The sequence below is a fragment of the Microbacterium saccharophilum genome (assembly GCF_007992455.1).
In the GTDB taxonomy this organism is placed as follows: domain Bacteria; phylum Actinomycetota; class Actinomycetes; order Actinomycetales; family Microbacteriaceae; genus Microbacterium; species Microbacterium saccharophilum.
Map to the genome: position 1 here is coordinate 151,327 of NZ_BKAH01000001.1, position 15,653 is coordinate 166,979.

Sequence of the window (15,653 nt, forward strand, 5' to 3'; positions counted from 1 at the left end):
TGCCGCACACTTCGAATGTCAAGTTTTCTTTACACAGGATGCGACATCGGAGGGTGACATGGTCTACCAGGAGCGCAACACGTGGGCGGGGCTCATCGTGACGCTGATCGCCATGACGGCGTATGTCATCGCGCTCCTGCGCGCACTGGGCGAGCAGCCGGCATCCGAGATCGAGTGGTGGCCGATGATGGCGTGGACGATCGGCATCAGCATCGTCGCCGCCATCGCAGTGAGCATCGTCTGGGGAATCCTCGCCGGGATGCGCGACCCCGACGGCGCCGGACGCTCCGACGACCGCGATCGCGACATCGCGCGCATGGGCGACCGCGTCGGGCAGGCGTTCCTCGTGATCGCGGGGCTCGGCGTCATCGTGCTCTGCGCCGTGCGGGCGGAGCCGTTCTGGGTCGCGCACACGATGTTCTTCGGGTTCGCGGTCTCCGCCCTCGTCGGCGGGGTCGCACAGGTCGTCGCCTATCGCCGGGGACTCGTCTGATGGTCAAGCCGACCCGGGTGACGAACGACATCCGTGCGCACCGCGAGGCCGCCGGGATGACGCAGGCCGAGCTCGCGCGGCGACTCGGCGTCACCCGGCAGACCCTCATCGCCATCGAGCAGGGCAGGTACTCCCCCAGCCTCGAGCTGGCATTCCAGATCGCGCGCGAGTTCGCGCGCGGACTCGACGACGTCTTCCACTACCCGCAGGAGAGCTCCTCATGACCCCGCCGACCGCCACCATGACCGCCTGGACCCAGCACCGCTACGGCGGACCCGATGCCGTGCGCCCCGAGACCGCGCCCGTGCCGGTCCCCGCACCCGCCGAGGTCCTCCTCCGGGTTCAGGCGACGGGCCTCAACTCCGCGGACGTGCGCGTCATGCGCGGTGACCCCCTGCTGCTGCGCCTCGCCTTCGGGCTCCGCCGACCCCGCACCGCGGTGCAGGGACGCGACGTCGCCGGCACCGTCGTCGCGGTCGGCGCCGACGTCGCCGCCGATCCCGCCGGCCTCCGCATCGGCGATGACGTCGTCGGCGAGATCACCGGCGGCGGACTGGCGCCCTACGCCGCGGCGCGCGCGGACCGGCTCGTCCGTCGTCCGGCGGGCGTGGATGCCGTGACGGCGGCGGCCCTGCCGATGGCCGGCGGCACGGCGTGGCAGGCGCTCGCGCTCGCCGGAGTCGGCGCCGACGACGACGCGGCGGGGAAGCGGATCCTCATCCTCGGCGCCGGCGGCGGCGTGGGCACGTTCGCCGTCCGGCTCGCGGCGCTCCGCGGGGCCACGGTCACTGCCGTCGCCGGGGACCGATCCGCCGACGTCGTCGCGAACCTCGGTGCCGGCACGGTGCTCCGGCACCGCGCCGCCGACATCGGGGCACTGCCCGCGGCATCCTTCGACGTCGTCGTGCTCATCGCCGGCGAGGACCGCCTGCGACCGCTGCGGCGCCTCCTCGCGCCGGGCGGGATCCTCGTGCTCGTCAGCGGCGGCGCGCATCGGGTGTGGGGGCCGATCGGGACGATCGTCCGCGGGATGCTCCTCTCCCGCCCGGCAGCCCGCATCCGCCCGCTCGCCGCCACCGCCCACCCGGAGATCACGGCGGACCTCGCCCGGCTCGCCGCCGCGGGAGACCTGGCACCTCACATCGAGCGCACGTGGCCCCTCGATGACGCCGGAGCGGCCCTCGCGCACGTCGACGCCGGGCACACCGTCGGCAAGGTCGTCGTGATCGCCTAGCGGCCTCACCACACGGGCACCGGGATGCGGCCGAGCCGCATGAGGATCGCGAAGCGATCGGGCACGCCCCAGTGCTCGACGATGCGCCCGTCGTGGATCCGTGCGATGTCGATGACCGTGAAGCGCACCGGCCTGCCCGTCGGCGGCCCGAGGAACGGGCCGGTGTTGGTCGCCATGCCCTCCGCGCGGACCCACGCGGTGTCGCCGCTCTCCACGGCATCCTCGATCGTGAACCTCAGATCGGGCATGCCGCGGTGCACCTCGGCGATGGCGCGCTTGATCTTGCCGATCGCCTCGGCTCCGACACCGGCGAGCCCGAACTGGTGCTCGACGATGCCGGGATCGCAGAGCTCGTCGACGATGTCGGTGTTCCCTGTGGCGAACCCCTCCTGCAGCATCCGCTCCAGCACGTTCGTCCGCTCATTCATGTCGTCCCCCTTGTCGTGCACCATCCCCGCAGTGACTGCAGTGGCACTGCATCGAGTGCGATAGCTACTGTGGACCTCGTGACCTCCGACGTCAAGCCCCCGGCTTCTGCGTACCGCCGCGAACAGGCGGAGGCGACGCGTGTCCGCATCGCCGAGGCGGCGCGGCGCCTGTTCGCGCGGGACGGCTACGGCTCGACGAGCATGGATGCCATCGCGAAGGCGGCGGGCGTCGCGGACCGCACGGTGTACACGGCGTTCGGCGCGAAGCGGGAGATCCTCAACCTGATCTGCGAGCTCTGGCTCGCACGGGCGGGGGCGCGCGAGCTCGCCGAGACGATCCTCGCCGAGCCGGACGCGCGTGCGCGGCTCCGGGGCGCCGCGCACTGGCTGACGACGCTGTACTCGACCGATTTCGACGTCGTGCGCATCCTCGACGCGGCGATCGACGAGGACGCCGAGACCCAGACCCTCCTGCGCGGCAAGCTCCGCGGCCGGAACCGCGTCATGGACGCCCTCATCGCCTCGCTCGGCGACGACCTGGCGATCCCCCGGGCCGATGCGCAGGCGGTCTTCCGCGCGTATGCGGCCGCCGGGGTGTACGGCGAGCTCGTCACCGCGTCGGGCTGGTCTCCCGAGCGGTTCGAGAGCTGGCTCGCCGCCACTCTGGAGGCGCAGCTGCTCGGAGGCTGACCGCGCGCCGCCGGCTCAGTCCCGCAGCCATGGCGGCTGGTCGGCGGTCCTCCGCCGGGGGACGTACCGCTGCCAGGTGTGCCGGAAGGTCCATCCGCCGTAGGCGAAGAACGCGATCGCGGCGAGCAGGCCGATCGCCGTGCCGACCCCGACGGCCCACCCCCACGAGCCGCCGGCCGTGCCGATGACCGCCCCCGCGACGAGACCGAGGACGCAGGCGTTCACGACGATGATGAGCATCATGGAACTGCCGAGCAGCACGCTGGCGCTGCGCCGGCGGAGGAACGAATAGGTCCGCTCCATCCCCGGCCGGTCATCGGCGACGGCGGCGAGGAAGATGTCCGCGACGGTCGGGTCGAGGTCGACGTAGGCGCTGCGCAGCCGGTTCATCGCGACGACATACATCATGTCCTCCTCCGACACGTTCATCACCCGCGTCTGCGTCATGAGGCCCACGAGCGCGAGGAACGCGAGGATCGCGATGGCGGCGCCGCCGAACCAGCCCTCGAATGCGGTCGCCTGGCCCAGGAGCCCGATCGTGACGAGACCCGCGGAGACGAGCGTCAGGAAGATCGTGATGCGCGTGAGTACCTCACTCTGCGCCGTGCCACGGGCCGCGAGGAGACCCCAGTGCTCGGTGGCGAGGATCTGCGCGCGCCGCGCCAGGGCGGCGTCGGACTCCGGGATCGGCGGCACCGCCTCGCTGAGGAAGGAGCCCACGCGCAGCAGGTTCCCGCTGCGATCGACGACCGCGAACTCCCGCAATCCGAAGTCCGTGTCGACGGGGGGTGTGATCCGGCTTCCCGTGGTCGGGTCGGGCACGACGATGCGCGCCCATTCGTCGTGCAGCGCCCGCGCGTCGTCGACGTAGAGATAGCACATCGAGGCCGAGCGGAGCGGGTCGACCGTGGGATCGCCGGAGAAGTGCAGCTCGATGTCACCACGGCCCAGGATGAGGTACTCCCAGCTCGGCAGCGGTGCACCGCGGTTCTCGAAGCCGAGCGCGGTATAGAACCCGAGGGTCTCGGGGAGATCGCGGCTGAGGAGGATCGGCACGGCGCGGTTCATGAGTGCAGGCTACGCAACCTCGTCCTGCCTTCACACCGTCGGACGTGGCCGCTAGGGTCGCCGGCATGGACGACGAAGAGGGCCGGCTGCACCCCCGGGATTTCCACGCGACCCCCGGCGTGGGCGACTGGCGCGTCCTGTTCTGGGGTGCTCATGCGTTTTACCGCACGGACTCGTTCGCGCACGCAGCGGAATTCGTCGCCGCGATCGCCGCCGCATCCGCTGCGGTGGGCCACGAGCCGGACGTCGATGTCCGCCCGCAGGGCGTGACCGTCCGCACCTTCACGCACGAGGATGGTGCGCTGAGCCGGAAGGACGCCGAACTCGCCGCGGCGGTCAGCGCCGCGGCGCACCGGCTCGGACTCGAGCCCGATCCCTCGATGCTGCAGGTCGTCGGGATCGCGGTCGCGCAGGATGCCGGCACCGACACACGCCCCTTCTGGGAGGCGGCGTTCGGGTATACGCGCGTCGGCGACGAGGATCTCGTGGACCCGGTGCGCCGCGGCCCGCACCTGTGGTTCCACGAGCTCACGCCACCCCGCCCGGGCCGAGGACGCACCCACATCGACGTCTCGGTGCCGGCCGATCAGGCCGAGAAGCGAGTGCGCGCCGCCGTGCGCGCCGGAGGCCGCATCGTCGACGACAACGTGTCGATGAACTCCTGGACGATCGCATCCCCGGAGAACCACAAGGTCGACATCGCCGGCTGGGCCGACCTGGAGGCCTGACGTCGGCGTGGTGACCAGCATGCGCGCGCGCTTCCTCGGCCGCTGGATCCTCCTCGTGTCGATCGGCGAGGCGACGGGGTTCGCCGTCGCGGCGGCCGTCGCCGTCCTCACGATCGTCTGGGGCACGCCGGAACCGTGGCGGCTCCTCCTGATCGTCGTCGCCGGCGCCGTGGAGGGAGCGGCCCTCGCGACCGGCCAGTACGCCGCGATGGCCGCCCGCCGCCCGCGGCGGGCGCTGTGGATCGGCGCCACGGCCGGCGCGGCAGCCCTCGCGTGGCTCATCGGGATGCTGCCGAGCACGCTCGGACTGGACCTCGACCCCGCCGCGGCGATCCCCCTGCTCGTCGTCGGCGGGCTCGTCCTCCTGGCCACGATCCCGGTCGCGCAGTGGCTGGCGCTCCGCCGGGAGGGCGCGCGGCGATGGGTCCCGGTCACGATGGGTGCCTGGTCGGTCGCCGTCCTGTGGACCGCCGCGCCCTCACCGCTCGTCGACGAGGCCAGCCCGGTCTGGCTCATCGCCACCCTGTACGTCATCGCGGGGATGCTCATGGCCGTGACGGTCGCGAGCCTGACGGCGACCACCGCATGGTCGCTCTTCGGCGCGCCTGCCGTCGCACGGCATCGCCCCTGACCGGCCGGAACACGATCCGTTCGCCCGGGAAGAGGCCGCGCAGGTGATTCGTCAGTGCCGGAACGAGGCCTTCTTGTGCCACTTCCCGTTCACGATCTCCACGATCGTGCCGGGCACCTGGGGCCCAGCCGGGTCGAGCGAGATCGTCGTCCCCGCCCAGAGCGATCCGCCGCGGCCCGCTTCGATCGCGACGACGTTGGTCAGGTCGAGGAAGTGCGACTTCGTGCCGTTCCGGACGACGGAGATGGCGCTCGCGAAGTACTCCGCGACATAGATCTCGCCGCGCTGACCGATCGCGAGGTTGGTCGCACCGAGGAAGCCGGTCGCGATCTGCGTGGCGCTGCCGTTCCACGGATTGACCCGCCAGAGCGCCCCGCGCGCTCCCAGCACGGGCGACTCCGGACCGCCCGGCAGCGTCGTGACGTACAGCATCCCGTCACGCCCGACCTCGACGTCGGTCGGGACCGCCTCGAACCGGTACGGGATGCCCACGACGCAGTCCGGGAGGCTGAGCGCCGCGGCCATCTCGGACGTGATGGTCGTCGGCTGCGCGGGGAACACCGCCAGCGTGCTCACCCGGCCGGCGCTGTCCGCCGCGAGCAGCGCGTTGGCTCCGGCATCCGCGATCACCCACTGCCTGCCCCACTGCGTCACCGAGTACGCGTGCGAGTCGACGAGCCCGGTATAGCTCACCGGGAAACCGGCGGCCGTGAGCGCGTCGCTGACGCACTGACTCGGGTTCTCGACGCCGTAGGCGACGTCCTGGTCGGGGTTGTTCGCCTGCTCGTACGCGAGCGTGTCGGCGTAGACCTTCGAACCGCGCGGGCCCCACAGGTTCAAGCCGCTGGCGGTGATCTCCATCTCACCCTCGGTCGTCGTGAACGCGAGGGTCCTGCCGTTCTGAGACACCTCCACGCCCGATGCGCCCGGAGCCGGGTTCACGGTCGGCGTGATCGAGCCGTCCGCGGCGAGGGTGCCGACGATGCCCGCGAACCCGTCCGCGACGTGGACGTCCCTCCCGTCGATGTCGAGGTTGAACGGCGCGACGACCTGCGAGGACTTCACGACCGGGCCGGGCGCCGGCTTCGGCTTCTGACCGGCCGACGCCATGGTCGGCGTGGCGAGGATGAGCGCGAGAGCGGCGATACCGGCCCCGAGCGCGCGGAACTGCTTCATGACACCTCCGAATCCGGCCCGGCGGTGCGGCCGAGCAGCGGGAATCCGGGCGGAAGCCGGTTGCCCCCCGTACCGCCGTCCGGTGATGAAGATCGTCGCCGATGACGACCCGGCGCTCATTCTGGCCCTGTCGCGCCGCATCGTCAATGGCGCGAGCCGGCAACGAAAAAGGCCCGGACCCCGCGCACATGGCGCGAGGGCCGGGCCTCCTCTGTGACAACGGCTTCGTGGAGATGGGGGGAATCGAACCCCCGTCCATCGCTGAGATACTGCGTCTTCTCCGGGCGCAGTCTGTGCAGACGTTCTGCTCGGCTCCGACCTTTGTCACAGACACCTAAGTCGACGAGCCCAGCCTGGGAAGAGTCCCGCGTGACGTCCAGACGCCGTCACGCAGCAAGATCCCTAGATGACGCCAGGGTCCGTAGCGGGATCGCCTACGGTCTGACGGAGTTCAGGCTCGCTTAGGCAGCGAGGGCGAACTCAGTGCGCTTGGATTCGGCACTTATAGTTTTGCAGAGATCGTTTACGAGATAACCCTGCATCCTCGGCCCGCTTCCCGCAGATTCACAGGCGATGTCGAAACCGATCATCCCCGTGGACCTTCGTGTGAAGGCGGCCGTTGTCACGCTGTGGAGTTGTGCTGCCGGGAGCCGAGGCGCCCGAACATTACAGCTTACCACGATCGACGCTCGCTCGGGCCACCCCCGCACCGCCCGGATACACTCACGGCATGAGCGAGGTCACGATCACGGTCCGCGGCGAACACGAAGCGCGCATCGCGCCCGAGCACGCCATCGCCCATGTCTCGGCGTCCGTCGACGGAGCCGAGCGCGGGGCCGTCGTGGAGAGGATCGCGGCGCTCGTCGCCCCCGTCCGCGACGACCTGACGGCCCGGAAGGCGTCCGGTGGGATCGCGGACTGGACGAGCCAGCGTGTCTCGGTGTGGGCGGACCGCCCGTGGAACAGCGAGGGTCGTCAACTCGATCTCGTGCACCACGCATCGGTCGAGCTCCGGGCGACGTTCACCGATTTCATGCTCCTCTCCGATTGGCTGAGCGACATCGCCTCACGGGAGGGGATGCAGGTGGGGTCGGTGTCGTGGGAACTCGCGCCCGAGACCCGTGCGCGCGTCGAGCGCGAGGTCGCGACGCAGGCCGTGTCGGTCGCCGTCGAGCGGGCCACGGCGTATGCCGAGGCGATCGGACGCGCGACCCTCACCCCCGTCGAGATCGCCGATCTGGGCCTCCTCACCGACGGCGTCGCCCCCGCGGGCGGGGCGATGCAGATGATGAAGGCGTCGATGGGGCGGGATGCCGTCGGCTCCGCGATGGCGGAGTTCCATCCGGAGGACATCGTGATCTCCGCCGGCGTGGAAGCGCGGTTCCGCGCGAGCTGACCAGGCCCGCCGGACTCAGTCGCCGGACTCAGTCGCCGAGGCGGTTCTTGGAGCGCATGGCGCGCTCTGCTTCACGCTTGTCCTCGCGTTCGCGAATCGTCTGTCGCTTCTCGAACTCGCGCTTGCCCTTCGCGATGGCGATCTCGACCTTGGCCCGGCCGTCGGAGAAGTAGAGCTTCAGCGGGATGATCGTGTAGCCGCCGGCGCTGACGGCGTGCGAGATCTTCACGATCTCGTCCTTGTGGAGGAGGAGCTTGCGGGTGCGCTTCGTGGCGTGGTTGGTCCAGTGCCCCTGCGAGTACTCCGGAATGTGCACGGCGTCGAGGTACGCCTCGCCGCCGTCGATGTACGCGTACCCGTCGCTGAGGTTCGCACGGCCCTGGCGCAGCGACTTCACCTCGGTTCCGGTGAGCACGAGGCCCGCCTCGTACGTCTTCTCGATGGCGTACTCGTGGCGCGCGCGACGATTGGTCGCAACGACCTTCTCGCCGCGCTCCTTGACCATTTCTTCTCCTCGGATAGCCGCACTGCGCCCGGGCGGCGCGCGACAGCCTGTCAGTCTATCCCGACCGGGCGCTCAGGCGCGCAGCCAGCGCCGGATCGCGAACCCGGCCGACACGGCCGCGAGCACGAGCCCGATCACGATGACGAGGGGGATGACGACCGCGGCGTCGCGCATGTTCACCCAGTCCGTGACGAAGTCCACCCGGCCGCGCAGGTACTGCTGCACGCCGAACTCCACCCCCGCGAGGATCGCGGCGCTCGCGAGCACCGAGCCGATGAAGGCCGCGAAGACGCCTTCCAGGATGAACGGTGTCTGGATGAACCTGTTCGACGCGCCCACGAGCCGCATGATGCCGAGCTCTTTCCGCCTGGCGTAGGCCGACAGGCGGATCGTCGTGGCGATGAGCAGGACGGCAGCGATCAGCATGAGCCCCGCGATCCCCACGGCGATGTACGTCGCGATCGTCAGGGCCGAGAAGAGCGGATCCAGGTACTGCATCTGGTCCTTCACCTCCTCGACGCCGTCCATGCCGCCGAACGCCTCCGCGATGACGTCGGTCTGGCCGGGGTCGACGAGGTTGACCCAGAACGTCTCGTTGAGCTGCTCGGGGGTGATGAAGTCGGCGTAGTCCTCCCCCATGAGGGCCAGCACGTTCGCGTACGCCTCGTCGCGGGTCTCGAAACGGATGTCGCGGACGACACCCGCCAGCGCGGGGCTCTCCAGCTTCTCGCGCACCTGGGCGACCTGATCCTCCGACGCGACGCCGTTGACGCACGTCGTGGTGGCGGCGTCCGCGCGGCACATGAAGACGGCGACCTGCGCGCGATCGACCCAGTAGTCGCGCATCTTGCCGATCTGCATCTGCATGAGCATCGCGGCGCCGACGAAGGTGAGCGAGACGAAGGTGACGAGCACGACGGAGATCACCATGGAGGCGTTCCGCCGCAGTCCCGACAGGGCCTCGGCGAGGATGAGGCGGAATCTCATGTCGTCGGACCCACTTCGTCGTCGCGGCCTTCGAGCCCCAGCTTGCCGGTCACGTCGATCCCCTTCAGGCCGAGGTCGTCGAGGTCGACCTCGGGCGCGTCGATCATGATCGGGCGCGTGTGCGGCTGCGGCTCGTCCACGGGTGCAGGGTCGGTGACGACCGCGGGGGCGGATGCCGGCTGCTCCGGCGCGGGAGCGGCGGCGGCGATCTCCCGCTGCAGTTCGAGTACGGCCGTGAGTGCCGCGACGGCCGCGGCACCCCGCTCCGGCTCCGGCGCGAGGCTCGGCAGCGACGAGGTGTCGCCGTACCCGCCGTGGCGGTCGTCGCGCACCATGACTCCGCCGCGCAGCTCGATGACGCGCCGCTGCATCTGGTCGACGAACCCGGCCTCGTGCGTCGCCATGACGACGGTCGTGCCGCCGGCGTTGATGCGCGCGAGGAGCTGCATGATGTCGACGGAGGTGGCGGGGTCGAGGTTGCCGGTGGGCTCGTCGGCGAGGAGGATCTGCGGCCGGTTCACGAGTGCGCGGGCGATCGCGACGCGCTGCTGCTCACCGCCGGAGAGCTCGTGCGGGAACCGCTTGTGCTTCCCCTCGAGGCCCACGAGGGCGAGCACCTCCGGCACCGCCTGCTGGATGAAGGCGCGGGAAGACCCGATGACCTGCAGCGTGAACGCGACGTTCTGGAAGACGGTCTTGTTGGGCAGCAGCCGGAAGTCCTGGAAGACCGAGCCGATGTGGCGCCGGAAGTACGGCACCTTGCGGCTCGACAGGGTGCGCAGGTCGCGCCCGAGGACGACGACGCGCCCGTCGGAGGGCGAATCCTCGCGCAGGATGAGGCGGAGGCAGGAGGACTTCCCGGAGCCGGACGCGCCGACGAGGAACACGAACTCGCCGCGCTGCACCTCGAAATCGACGTCGCTGAGCGCCGGCTTGTTCGTCCCGCGGTACCGCTTGCTGACGTGCTCGAACCGGATCATGACCTGATGAGCCTATGCGCGCTCCCGCGGCGCGGGCCGAGCGACACCCGCGTGCCGTGGATCAGGCCGCGGTGAGCTCACCGCGGACGATGGAGTCCCCTGAGTGCCCGGGGTCGCCGCCGGTCTCCTCCTGGGAGATGTCGACGAGCGTGAAGGTGGACAGGTCGACGTCGTCGGGCACCGCGAACTCGCCGGTGGCGCCGTCGAGCACCCCCAGGCTGACGAGCGCGGACCCGTCGGAGGCGATGAGCCACACCTCGCGGTAGCCGTCGGCGGGGACGGAGGCGTCGAGGGTCACGACGACCCGCCGGTGCCCGTCGACCTTCTCGAGGACGGCTTCACCGGCCGCGCCCTGCCAGGAGGGGAACCCGTCGAGGGTGGCCTCGGCGACGATCTGCGGGCGCGGGGTCAGCAGGCTCACGGACGTCCAGACGCCCGCGACGATGACGACGGCGGCCGCGGCGCCCACCAGGGCGAGCAGGAGGCGCCGACGGGGGCGGCTTCCGCGGCTTCCGCGCCGCACGGCGTGCTGCGCGGCTGCCGGCTCGGGCGCGACGGCCTCGTCGAAGCCCAGCTCGGAGCTGATGGCATCCCACACCCGCGGCGGCGGGGTGAGCAGCGCGGCGTCGCCGCCGACGGAGCGGCCCACGGCGACGGTGCGTGCCAGCGCGGCCACCTCGGCGGCACAGGACGCGCATTCGGCGAGGTGCGTACGCTCGGCCGGGGTGGCGACCGGCTCGCCCATCGCGATGAGCGCCGCGACGTCCGGGTCAATATGCGACATGAGCGGCCTCCAATCGGGATCGCAGACGGGTGAGACTTCGGCGGATGTGACTCTTCACGGTACCCAGTGGCATGGCCAGCCGCTCGGCGATCTGCGCGTGGGTCAGGTCTTGGTAGAACGCGAGCGTCACGACGGCGCGGGCGTCCGGCTCGAGCTGCTCGATCTCGTCGGCGAGGACGATCGCATCGCTGACGTCGACAGGTGCCGCCACCGGCTCCTCCGCCACGGCGCGCATGGCCTCCTCGATCCGCGCCGTGCGGGAGCGGGCTTCGTGCGCGTCGGCGATCCGGCGCCGCGCGAGGGCGACGAGCCATCCGCCGAGGGGGCCCTTGCCCGACTGGAACGAAGCCCGTGAGGTCCACGCCGAGACGAAGGTGCGCTGCGTCACGTCCTCCGCCTCCGCCCGGTCGCCGAGCGAGCGCACGGCGAGGGTGTAGACCAGCCGCGACCAGCGGTCGTACATCTCCTTCAGCGCGCGCTCGTCGCCCGCGGCGAAGCGTGCGCCGAGTTCGGCATCGTCCTCGATGGCGGGCTCCTTCCGGAAGGCGGCGGGCGGCGGGGCGACGAGGGTCATCATGCCTCCCGTGCGACGAGCACCACGTTATCGCTGTAACTGCGGGTTCGCTCGTCGAACGAGCCGCCGCACGTGATGACGACGAGGGAACGCGGCCCCTCGCGGGAGAACAGCTCGTCGACGGGGAGCTGCGCGCGCGGGATGTAGGTGACGCTCTCGACGATGTACGTCGTGATCGTGCCGGCGGCATCGGTGACCGAGACCTGCTGACCCGGCTGCGCGTCGCGGAGCCGCGCGAGGGGCCCGAGCCCGTACACGCGGGAGTCGACGTGCGCCGCGATGACGGTGGCGCCCGCCGCGTCGGCCGGGGCGGGGCCGAACCGGTACCACCCCGCGACGGCGGGATCCGTCGGTATCTCCATCGCCCCGTTCGCCTGGACGCCGACGGGATCGACCGGCATGTCGACGCCGAGGTCGGGCAGCACGAGCGCGGTCGGCTCCGGCGAGGGTACGGGCGGGGGCGTCGGGGTCGCCCGGACGACCGGCACCGACGCCGACGGGGTCGGTGCCGGTGCCGCGGTCGCCGAGGCGGAGGGCGGGTTGGGGATCCCGCCCTCCGCGTCGGGGGTGGTGCAGGCCGCGAGGGTCCCGATCATCGCGACAGCGACGAGGGCGGGGAGCAGACGCGACATGGCCATCGGCGTCAGCGGCGGGCGTTGGCCGCGCGGACGGAGAGGACCGAGCCGGCCGCGACGGCGAGCAGCAGCGCGGCGCCGGCGCCGAACAGCCATCCGGTCGAGCCGTTCTCGGCGGCAAGGCCGGCCTCACCGGTGTTCACTCCGTCGGGGCCGGAGTGGAGGCCCGAAACGGTCTGGACGGCGAGGGCCAGGTTCTCATCCGCGGCGCTGCCCCACGCGTACACGATGGTGAGGGCGCCCTCCGAGACGGTGACATCGGCCGGTCCGATGACGGGGTCGGTGGTGCCGGCCAGCGCGACGGCCGCCGACACGGTGCCGGCTGCGAGGTCGAGCGAGGCCTCATCGGGGTTCGCGAGACCCGACACGACGGGCTGGCCGCCCGCCAGGATGTCCACGGCCGGGGCCGCGGCGACATGCCGGACGGTGAGGCGACCCTGTCCCGCATCCGTGGCGGAGATGTCGTTGGTGAAGAGCTTCGCGGTGGGCGCCCCGTCGGTGTCCAGGTGGGCGACGGCGGTGTAGCTCTTGTTCGCCTCGAGCGTCAGGGTGATGGGACCGAGCACCGGGGCGGAGTCGTCCGCGGCATCCGTCGCCGTCAGCGCGACCACGTAGTCGCCGGCGGGAAGGTCGAGCGGGCCGGCGAGATCGCCGGGCTGGAAGTCGTCCAGCGTCAGCTCTCCGTTGACGTAGACGTCGACCGGGGTGTCCGGGATGCCGTGCAGGACCGACAGATCGGCCGTGGTGTCCGAGATGGCGTAGGCGGGAGCGAATGCGGCGAGAGCGGCGACAGCGCCGACGGCGATGCCCGCAGTGAGTGTCTTACGCACGAGGAACTCCTTATCGATGGGGCGCGACCTGTTTCGCGCTTCATCAAGGGATTCCCCCGCACACCGTCATTTGGATGCAGGCGAATGAAAAAAGTTCAGTCGTCGGTCTTGCGCTTGCGCCAGCGGATGCCGGCGGCGATGAGACCGTCCAGGTCGCCGTCGAACACGGCGGCGGGGTTGCCGACCTCGTATCCGGTGCGGAGATCCTTCACGAGCTGCTGTCCATAGAGGAAGTAGGAGCGCATCTGGTCGCCCCAGCTGGCGGTGATGGTGCCGGCCAGCTCCTTCTTCTTCGCCGCTTCCTCCTCGCGCTTGAGGAGCAGCAGGCGCGTCTGCAGGACGCGCATGGCGGCGGCCCGGTTCTGGATCTGCGACTTCTCGTTCTGCATGGAGACGACGAGGCCGGTCGGGAGGTGGGTGATGCGGACGGCCGAGTCGGTCGTGTTGACGGACTGCCCGCCGGGGCCGGAGGAGCGGAAGACGTCGACGCGGATGTCGCCCTCGGGGACCTCGACCTCGACGGCCTCCTCCATGACGGGGATGACCTCGACGGCGGCGAAGCTCGTCTGCCGCTTGTCGGCGGAGCCGAAGGGGCTGATCCGGGCGAGACGGTGCGTGCCGGCCTCGACCGACAGCGTGCCGTAGGCGTAGGGCGCGTCGACCTCGAAGGTCGCGGACTTGATGCCCGCGCCCTCCGCGTACGAGGTGTCCATGACCTTCACGGGGTACTTGTGACGCTCCGCCCAGCGCAGGTACATGCGCAGGAGCATGTCGGCGAAGTCGGTGGCGTCGTCGCCGCCGGCGCCGGAGCGGATCGTGACGACGGCGGAGCGGGAGTCGTACTCCCCGTCCAGGAGCGTCTGCACCTCGAGCTGGCCGATGACCTTCTCCAGGTCGGCGAGCTCGGTGCGCGCCTCGGCGGCGGAGTCCTCGTCCTCCATCTCGACGGCGAGCTCGATGAGCACGTCGAGGTCGTCGAGGCGCTGCTCGATCTCGGTGATGCGGCGCAGCTCGGTCTGCCGGTGGCTGAGGGCGCTCGTGACCTTCTGCGCCTTCTCGACGTCATCCCAGAGGTCGGGTGCACCGGCCTCCTCGGACAGGCGCGCGATCTCCGCGGTGAGCCCCTCGACGTCGACCACCGCCTGGATGTCGGCGAAGGTGGCGCGGAGGGCCTGGATGTCGGCGGAGAGATCGAGTTCGAGCATGACAGTCCAGACTAACGTGGATGCGGTGACCGCCGCCGCCGACTCCGAACCGATCCGGGCCATGCTGTGGCGATTCGCCCCCATGATCTACGGCCCGACGCTGCTGTTCGCCCTCGGCGAGGGCGCCGTCATCCCGCTCCTGCCCGTCATCGCCGCCGAGCTCGGCGCCGACGTCCCGACCGCGGCGCTCATCGCCTCCGCCCTCGTCGTCGGCCAGCTGTGCGGCAACATCCCGGCGGGGTGGGCCGTCGCCCGGTTCGGGGAGCGCGTCACGATGGCAGGCGGCGGTACCCTTGCGATCGCGGGGGTCGCGGGCCTGCTCGCGGCGCCCAGCCTGCCCGTGCTGGCGGCATCCGTGTTCCTCATCGGCTTCTGCGCCGCCGTCTTCGGCCTCGCCCGGCATTCGTTCATGACGACGCGCGTGCCGCTGGGCTTCCGCGCCCGCGCGCTGTCGCTCCTGGGCGGCACGTTCCGCCTGGGCATGTTCATCGGGCCGTTCGTCGCGGCGGGGCTGCTCGCCGTGTTCGCCGACGAGCATGCCGCGTTCTGGTTCTTCGGCGGATGCCTCGTCGCGACCGTGATCCTGGTGCTCGTCGGCGCCGACCCCGAGACCGAGATGGCGGCCGTGCGGGAGCCCGCCGCGACGGGCGACCCGTGCTTCGCGGAGGACACCGGGGAGGCGGTGACCGGGTCCATTCCGACGAGCGAGCGGGCCGGCGTCTTCCGCACCATGTGGCGGCATCGCGGCGTCCTGTCGCGGCTCGGGCTCGCCGCCGCGTCGCTGTCGGCGGTCCGGTCGACGCGTCAGGTGGTCCTGCCCCTGTGGGGCGTGTCCATCGGCCTGGATGCGCAGAGCATCGCCCTCGTCGTCGGCATCTCCGGCGCCATCGACTTCGCGCTGTTCTACGCGAGCGGACAGGTCATGGACCGCTTCGGGCGCCTGTGGGCGGCGTTGCCCGCGATGATCCTGATGGGCGCCGGCTTCCTCGCGCTGTCCGTCACGCACGACCTGGACTCCGCCGCCATGTGGTTCGCGATGTTCGCTGCCGTCCTCGGCGTCGGCAACGGCCTGTCCAGCGGCATCCTCCTGACCCTCGGCGCCGATGTGGCCCCACCCGCCGACCCGGCGCCGTTCCTCGGGTCGTGGCGCACCCTGACGGATGCCGGCGGCGCCGTCGCCCCGCTCCTCGTCTCCGCCGTCGCGGCCGTGTCGACGCTCGGCCTCGCGACCGCCGTCATGGGCGTCGTGGGGCTCCTCGGCGCCGGCGCGTTCCTGCGCTGGGTGCCGCGGTTCGTCCCCCGCGCCTGA

General features: G+C 71.3%; 19 protein-coding genes and 1 other RNA gene. 8 read left to right on the top strand and 12 right to left on the bottom strand.

The window, feature by feature from the left end; all coding sequences use genetic code 11:
* The first annotated feature begins 58 nt into the window (after positions 1–58).
* The 3 genes from MSA03_RS00790 to MSA03_RS00800 are packed head-to-tail and all read left to right on the top strand — an operon-like array spanning position 59 to position 1,727.
* Positions 59–493 carry a hypothetical protein gene (locus MSA03_RS00790; protein ID WP_028495339.1) on the top strand — a complete coding sequence of 145 codons (435 nt, stop codon included), beginning with the start codon at positions 59–61 and terminating at the stop codon, positions 491–493.
* Entirely contained in the window at positions 493–717 is a 225-nt protein-coding gene (locus tag MSA03_RS00795; protein ID WP_028495338.1) for a helix-turn-helix transcriptional regulator, read from the top strand. The genes MSA03_RS00790 and MSA03_RS00795 overlap by 1 nt, the downstream gene beginning before the upstream one ends.
* Positions 714–1,727, top strand: coding sequence for an NAD(P)-dependent alcohol dehydrogenase (locus MSA03_RS00800; RefSeq protein ID WP_147049296.1), 1,014 nt, complete (start codon positions 714–716; stop codon positions 1,725–1,727). Before MSA03_RS00795 ends, MSA03_RS00800 begins: the two co-directional genes overlap by 4 nt.
* Positions 1,728–1,732: 5 nt before the next feature.
* Here MSA03_RS00800 and MSA03_RS00805 read toward each other — a convergent pair whose 3' ends face one another.
* Positions 1,733–2,155: an ester cyclase gene (locus tag MSA03_RS00805; protein WP_147049297.1), complete on the bottom strand. Its 423-nt coding sequence runs from the start codon at positions 2,153–2,155 to the stop codon at positions 1,733–1,735.
* A 78-nt stretch (positions 2,156–2,233) separates the two neighbouring features.
* Here MSA03_RS00805 and MSA03_RS00810 point away from each other — a divergent pair, with 78 nt between their 5' ends.
* Positions 2,234–2,845 (top strand): TetR/AcrR family transcriptional regulator, encoded by a 612-nt coding sequence (locus tag MSA03_RS00810; protein WP_028495335.1) that lies wholly within the window; start codon positions 2,234–2,236, stop codon positions 2,843–2,845.
* A 15-nt stretch (positions 2,846–2,860) separates the two neighbouring features.
* Here the strand turns inward: MSA03_RS00810 and MSA03_RS00815 are convergent, their stop codons facing one another.
* The gene (locus MSA03_RS00815) at positions 2,861–3,913 is read right to left on the bottom strand and encodes a bleomycin resistance protein (RefSeq protein WP_147049298.1); all 1,053 of its coding nucleotides are present in this window, start codon (positions 3,911–3,913) and stop codon (positions 2,861–2,863) included.
* A 65-nt stretch (positions 3,914–3,978) separates the two neighbouring features.
* Between MSA03_RS00815 and MSA03_RS00820 the strand changes: the two genes are divergently transcribed.
* Together MSA03_RS00820 and MSA03_RS00825 are read left to right on the top strand one after the other, a co-directional pair.
* Positions 3,979–4,641: a VOC family protein gene (locus MSA03_RS00820; protein ID WP_028495334.1), complete on the top strand. Its 663-nt coding sequence runs from the start codon at positions 3,979–3,981 to the stop codon at positions 4,639–4,641.
* A 10-nt stretch (positions 4,642–4,651) separates the two neighbouring features.
* Complete coding sequence (locus MSA03_RS00825) at positions 4,652–5,272, top strand: hypothetical protein (RefSeq protein WP_147049299.1); 621 nt, start codon at positions 4,652–4,654, stop codon at positions 5,270–5,272.
* A gap of 51 nt (positions 5,273–5,323) precedes the next feature.
* On the opposite strand, the gene MSA03_RS00830 is transcribed toward MSA03_RS00825, so the two are convergent.
* Together MSA03_RS00830 and ssrA are read right to left on the bottom strand one after the other, a co-directional pair.
* The gene (locus MSA03_RS00830) at positions 5,324–6,448 is read right to left on the bottom strand and encodes a ScyD/ScyE family protein (protein ID WP_147049300.1); all 1,125 of its coding nucleotides are present in this window, start codon (positions 6,446–6,448) and stop codon (positions 5,324–5,326) included.
* A 225-nt stretch (positions 6,449–6,673) separates the two neighbouring features.
* Positions 6,674–7,042, bottom strand: a transfer-messenger RNA (tmRNA) gene (ssrA, locus tag MSA03_RS00835).
* 136 nt (positions 7,043–7,178) lie between these two features.
* Here ssrA and MSA03_RS00840 point away from each other — a divergent pair.
* The gene (locus MSA03_RS00840) at positions 7,179–7,844 is read left to right on the top strand and encodes an SIMPL domain-containing protein (RefSeq protein ID WP_147049301.1); all 666 of its coding nucleotides are present in this window, start codon (positions 7,179–7,181) and stop codon (positions 7,842–7,844) included.
* 28 nt (positions 7,845–7,872) lie between these two features.
* On the opposite strand, the gene smpB is transcribed toward MSA03_RS00840, so the two are convergent.
* The 8 genes from smpB to prfB form a co-directional block, all read right to left on the bottom strand.
* The gene (smpB, locus tag MSA03_RS00845; RefSeq protein ID WP_028495331.1) at positions 7,873–8,349 is read right to left on the bottom strand and encodes an SsrA-binding protein SmpB; all 477 of its coding nucleotides are present in this window, start codon (positions 8,347–8,349) and stop codon (positions 7,873–7,875) included.
* Between the two features lie 72 nt (positions 8,350–8,421).
* On the bottom strand, positions 8,422–9,336 hold the full coding sequence (gene ftsX / locus MSA03_RS00850) for a permease-like cell division protein FtsX (protein WP_028495330.1): 915 nt from the start codon (positions 9,334–9,336) through the stop codon (positions 8,422–8,424).
* Positions 9,333–10,316: a cell division ATP-binding protein FtsE gene (gene ftsE / locus MSA03_RS00855; protein ID WP_028495329.1), complete on the bottom strand. Its 984-nt coding sequence runs from the start codon at positions 10,314–10,316 to the stop codon at positions 9,333–9,335. Before ftsE ends, ftsX begins: the two co-directional genes overlap by 4 nt.
* Before the next feature lie 61 nt (positions 10,317–10,377).
* Positions 10,378–11,100, bottom strand: a complete 723-nt coding sequence (locus tag MSA03_RS00860; protein ID WP_147049302.1) for an anti-sigma factor — start codon at positions 11,098–11,100, stop codon at positions 10,378–10,380.
* Positions 11,087–11,674, bottom strand: coding sequence for an RNA polymerase sigma factor (locus tag MSA03_RS00865; protein WP_147049303.1), 588 nt, complete (start codon positions 11,672–11,674; stop codon positions 11,087–11,089). The genes MSA03_RS00860 and MSA03_RS00865 overlap by 14 nt, the downstream gene beginning before the upstream one ends.
* Positions 11,674–12,306 (bottom strand): class F sortase, encoded by a 633-nt coding sequence (locus tag MSA03_RS00870; protein WP_147049304.1) that lies wholly within the window; start codon positions 12,304–12,306, stop codon positions 11,674–11,676. The genes MSA03_RS00865 and MSA03_RS00870 overlap by 1 nt, the downstream gene beginning before the upstream one ends.
* Before the next feature lie 11 nt (positions 12,307–12,317).
* The gene (locus MSA03_RS00875) at positions 12,318–13,139 is read right to left on the bottom strand and encodes a DUF4397 domain-containing protein (protein ID WP_147049305.1); all 822 of its coding nucleotides are present in this window, start codon (positions 13,137–13,139) and stop codon (positions 12,318–12,320) included.
* A 95-nt stretch (positions 13,140–13,234) separates the two neighbouring features.
* Positions 13,235–14,344 (bottom strand): peptide chain release factor 2, encoded by a 1,110-nt coding sequence (gene prfB / locus MSA03_RS00880; protein WP_028495324.1) that lies wholly within the window; start codon positions 14,342–14,344, stop codon positions 13,235–13,237.
* A 61-nt stretch (positions 14,345–14,405) separates the two neighbouring features.
* Between prfB and MSA03_RS00885 the strand changes: the two genes are divergently transcribed.
* Positions 14,406–15,653 (top strand): MFS transporter, encoded by a 1,248-nt coding sequence (locus tag MSA03_RS00885; protein WP_147049457.1) that lies wholly within the window; start codon positions 14,406–14,408, stop codon positions 15,651–15,653.

Bases quoted from the DNA above. Each gene is read 5' to 3' on its own strand.
- MSA03_RS00790 (WP_028495339.1), top strand. From the start codon at position 59: ATGGTCTACCAGGAGCGCAACACGTGGGCGGGGCTCATCGTGACGCTG.
- MSA03_RS00795 (WP_028495338.1), top strand. From the start codon at position 493: ATGGTCAAGCCGACCCGGGTGACGAACGACATCCGTGCGCACCGCGAG.
- MSA03_RS00800 (WP_147049296.1), top strand. From the start codon at position 714: ATGACCCCGCCGACCGCCACCATGACCGCCTGGACCCAGCACCGCTAC.
- MSA03_RS00805 (WP_147049297.1), bottom strand. From the start codon at position 2,155: ATGAATGAGCGGACGAACGTGCTGGAGCGGATGCTGCAGGAGGGGTTC.
- MSA03_RS00815 (WP_147049298.1), bottom strand. From the start codon at position 3,913: ATGAACCGCGCCGTGCCGATCCTCCTCAGCCGCGATCTCCCCGAGACC.
- MSA03_RS00820 (WP_028495334.1), top strand. From the start codon at position 3,979: ATGGACGACGAAGAGGGCCGGCTGCACCCCCGGGATTTCCACGCGACC.
- MSA03_RS00830 (WP_147049300.1), bottom strand. From the start codon at position 6,448: ATGAAGCAGTTCCGCGCGCTCGGGGCCGGTATCGCCGCTCTCGCGCTC.
- MSA03_RS00840 (WP_147049301.1), top strand. From the start codon at position 7,179: ATGAGCGAGGTCACGATCACGGTCCGCGGCGAACACGAAGCGCGCATC.
- smpB (WP_028495331.1), bottom strand. From the start codon at position 8,349: ATGGTCAAGGAGCGCGGCGAGAAGGTCGTTGCGACCAATCGTCGCGCG.
- ftsX (WP_028495330.1), bottom strand. From the start codon at position 9,336: ATGAGATTCCGCCTCATCCTCGCCGAGGCCCTGTCGGGACTGCGGCGG.
- ftsE (WP_028495329.1), bottom strand. From the start codon at position 10,316: ATGATCCGGTTCGAGCACGTCAGCAAGCGGTACCGCGGGACGAACAAG.
- MSA03_RS00860 (WP_147049302.1), bottom strand. From the start codon at position 11,100: ATGTCGCATATTGACCCGGACGTCGCGGCGCTCATCGCGATGGGCGAG.
- MSA03_RS00865 (WP_147049303.1), bottom strand. From the start codon at position 11,674: ATGACCCTCGTCGCCCCGCCGCCCGCCGCCTTCCGGAAGGAGCCCGCC.
- MSA03_RS00870 (WP_147049304.1), bottom strand. From the start codon at position 12,306: ATGTCGCGTCTGCTCCCCGCCCTCGTCGCTGTCGCGATGATCGGGACC.
- prfB (WP_028495324.1), bottom strand. From the start codon at position 14,344: ATGCTCGAACTCGATCTCTCCGCCGACATCCAGGCCCTCCGCGCCACC.
- MSA03_RS00885 (WP_147049457.1), top strand. From the start codon at position 14,406: ATGCTGTGGCGATTCGCCCCCATGATCTACGGCCCGACGCTGCTGTTC.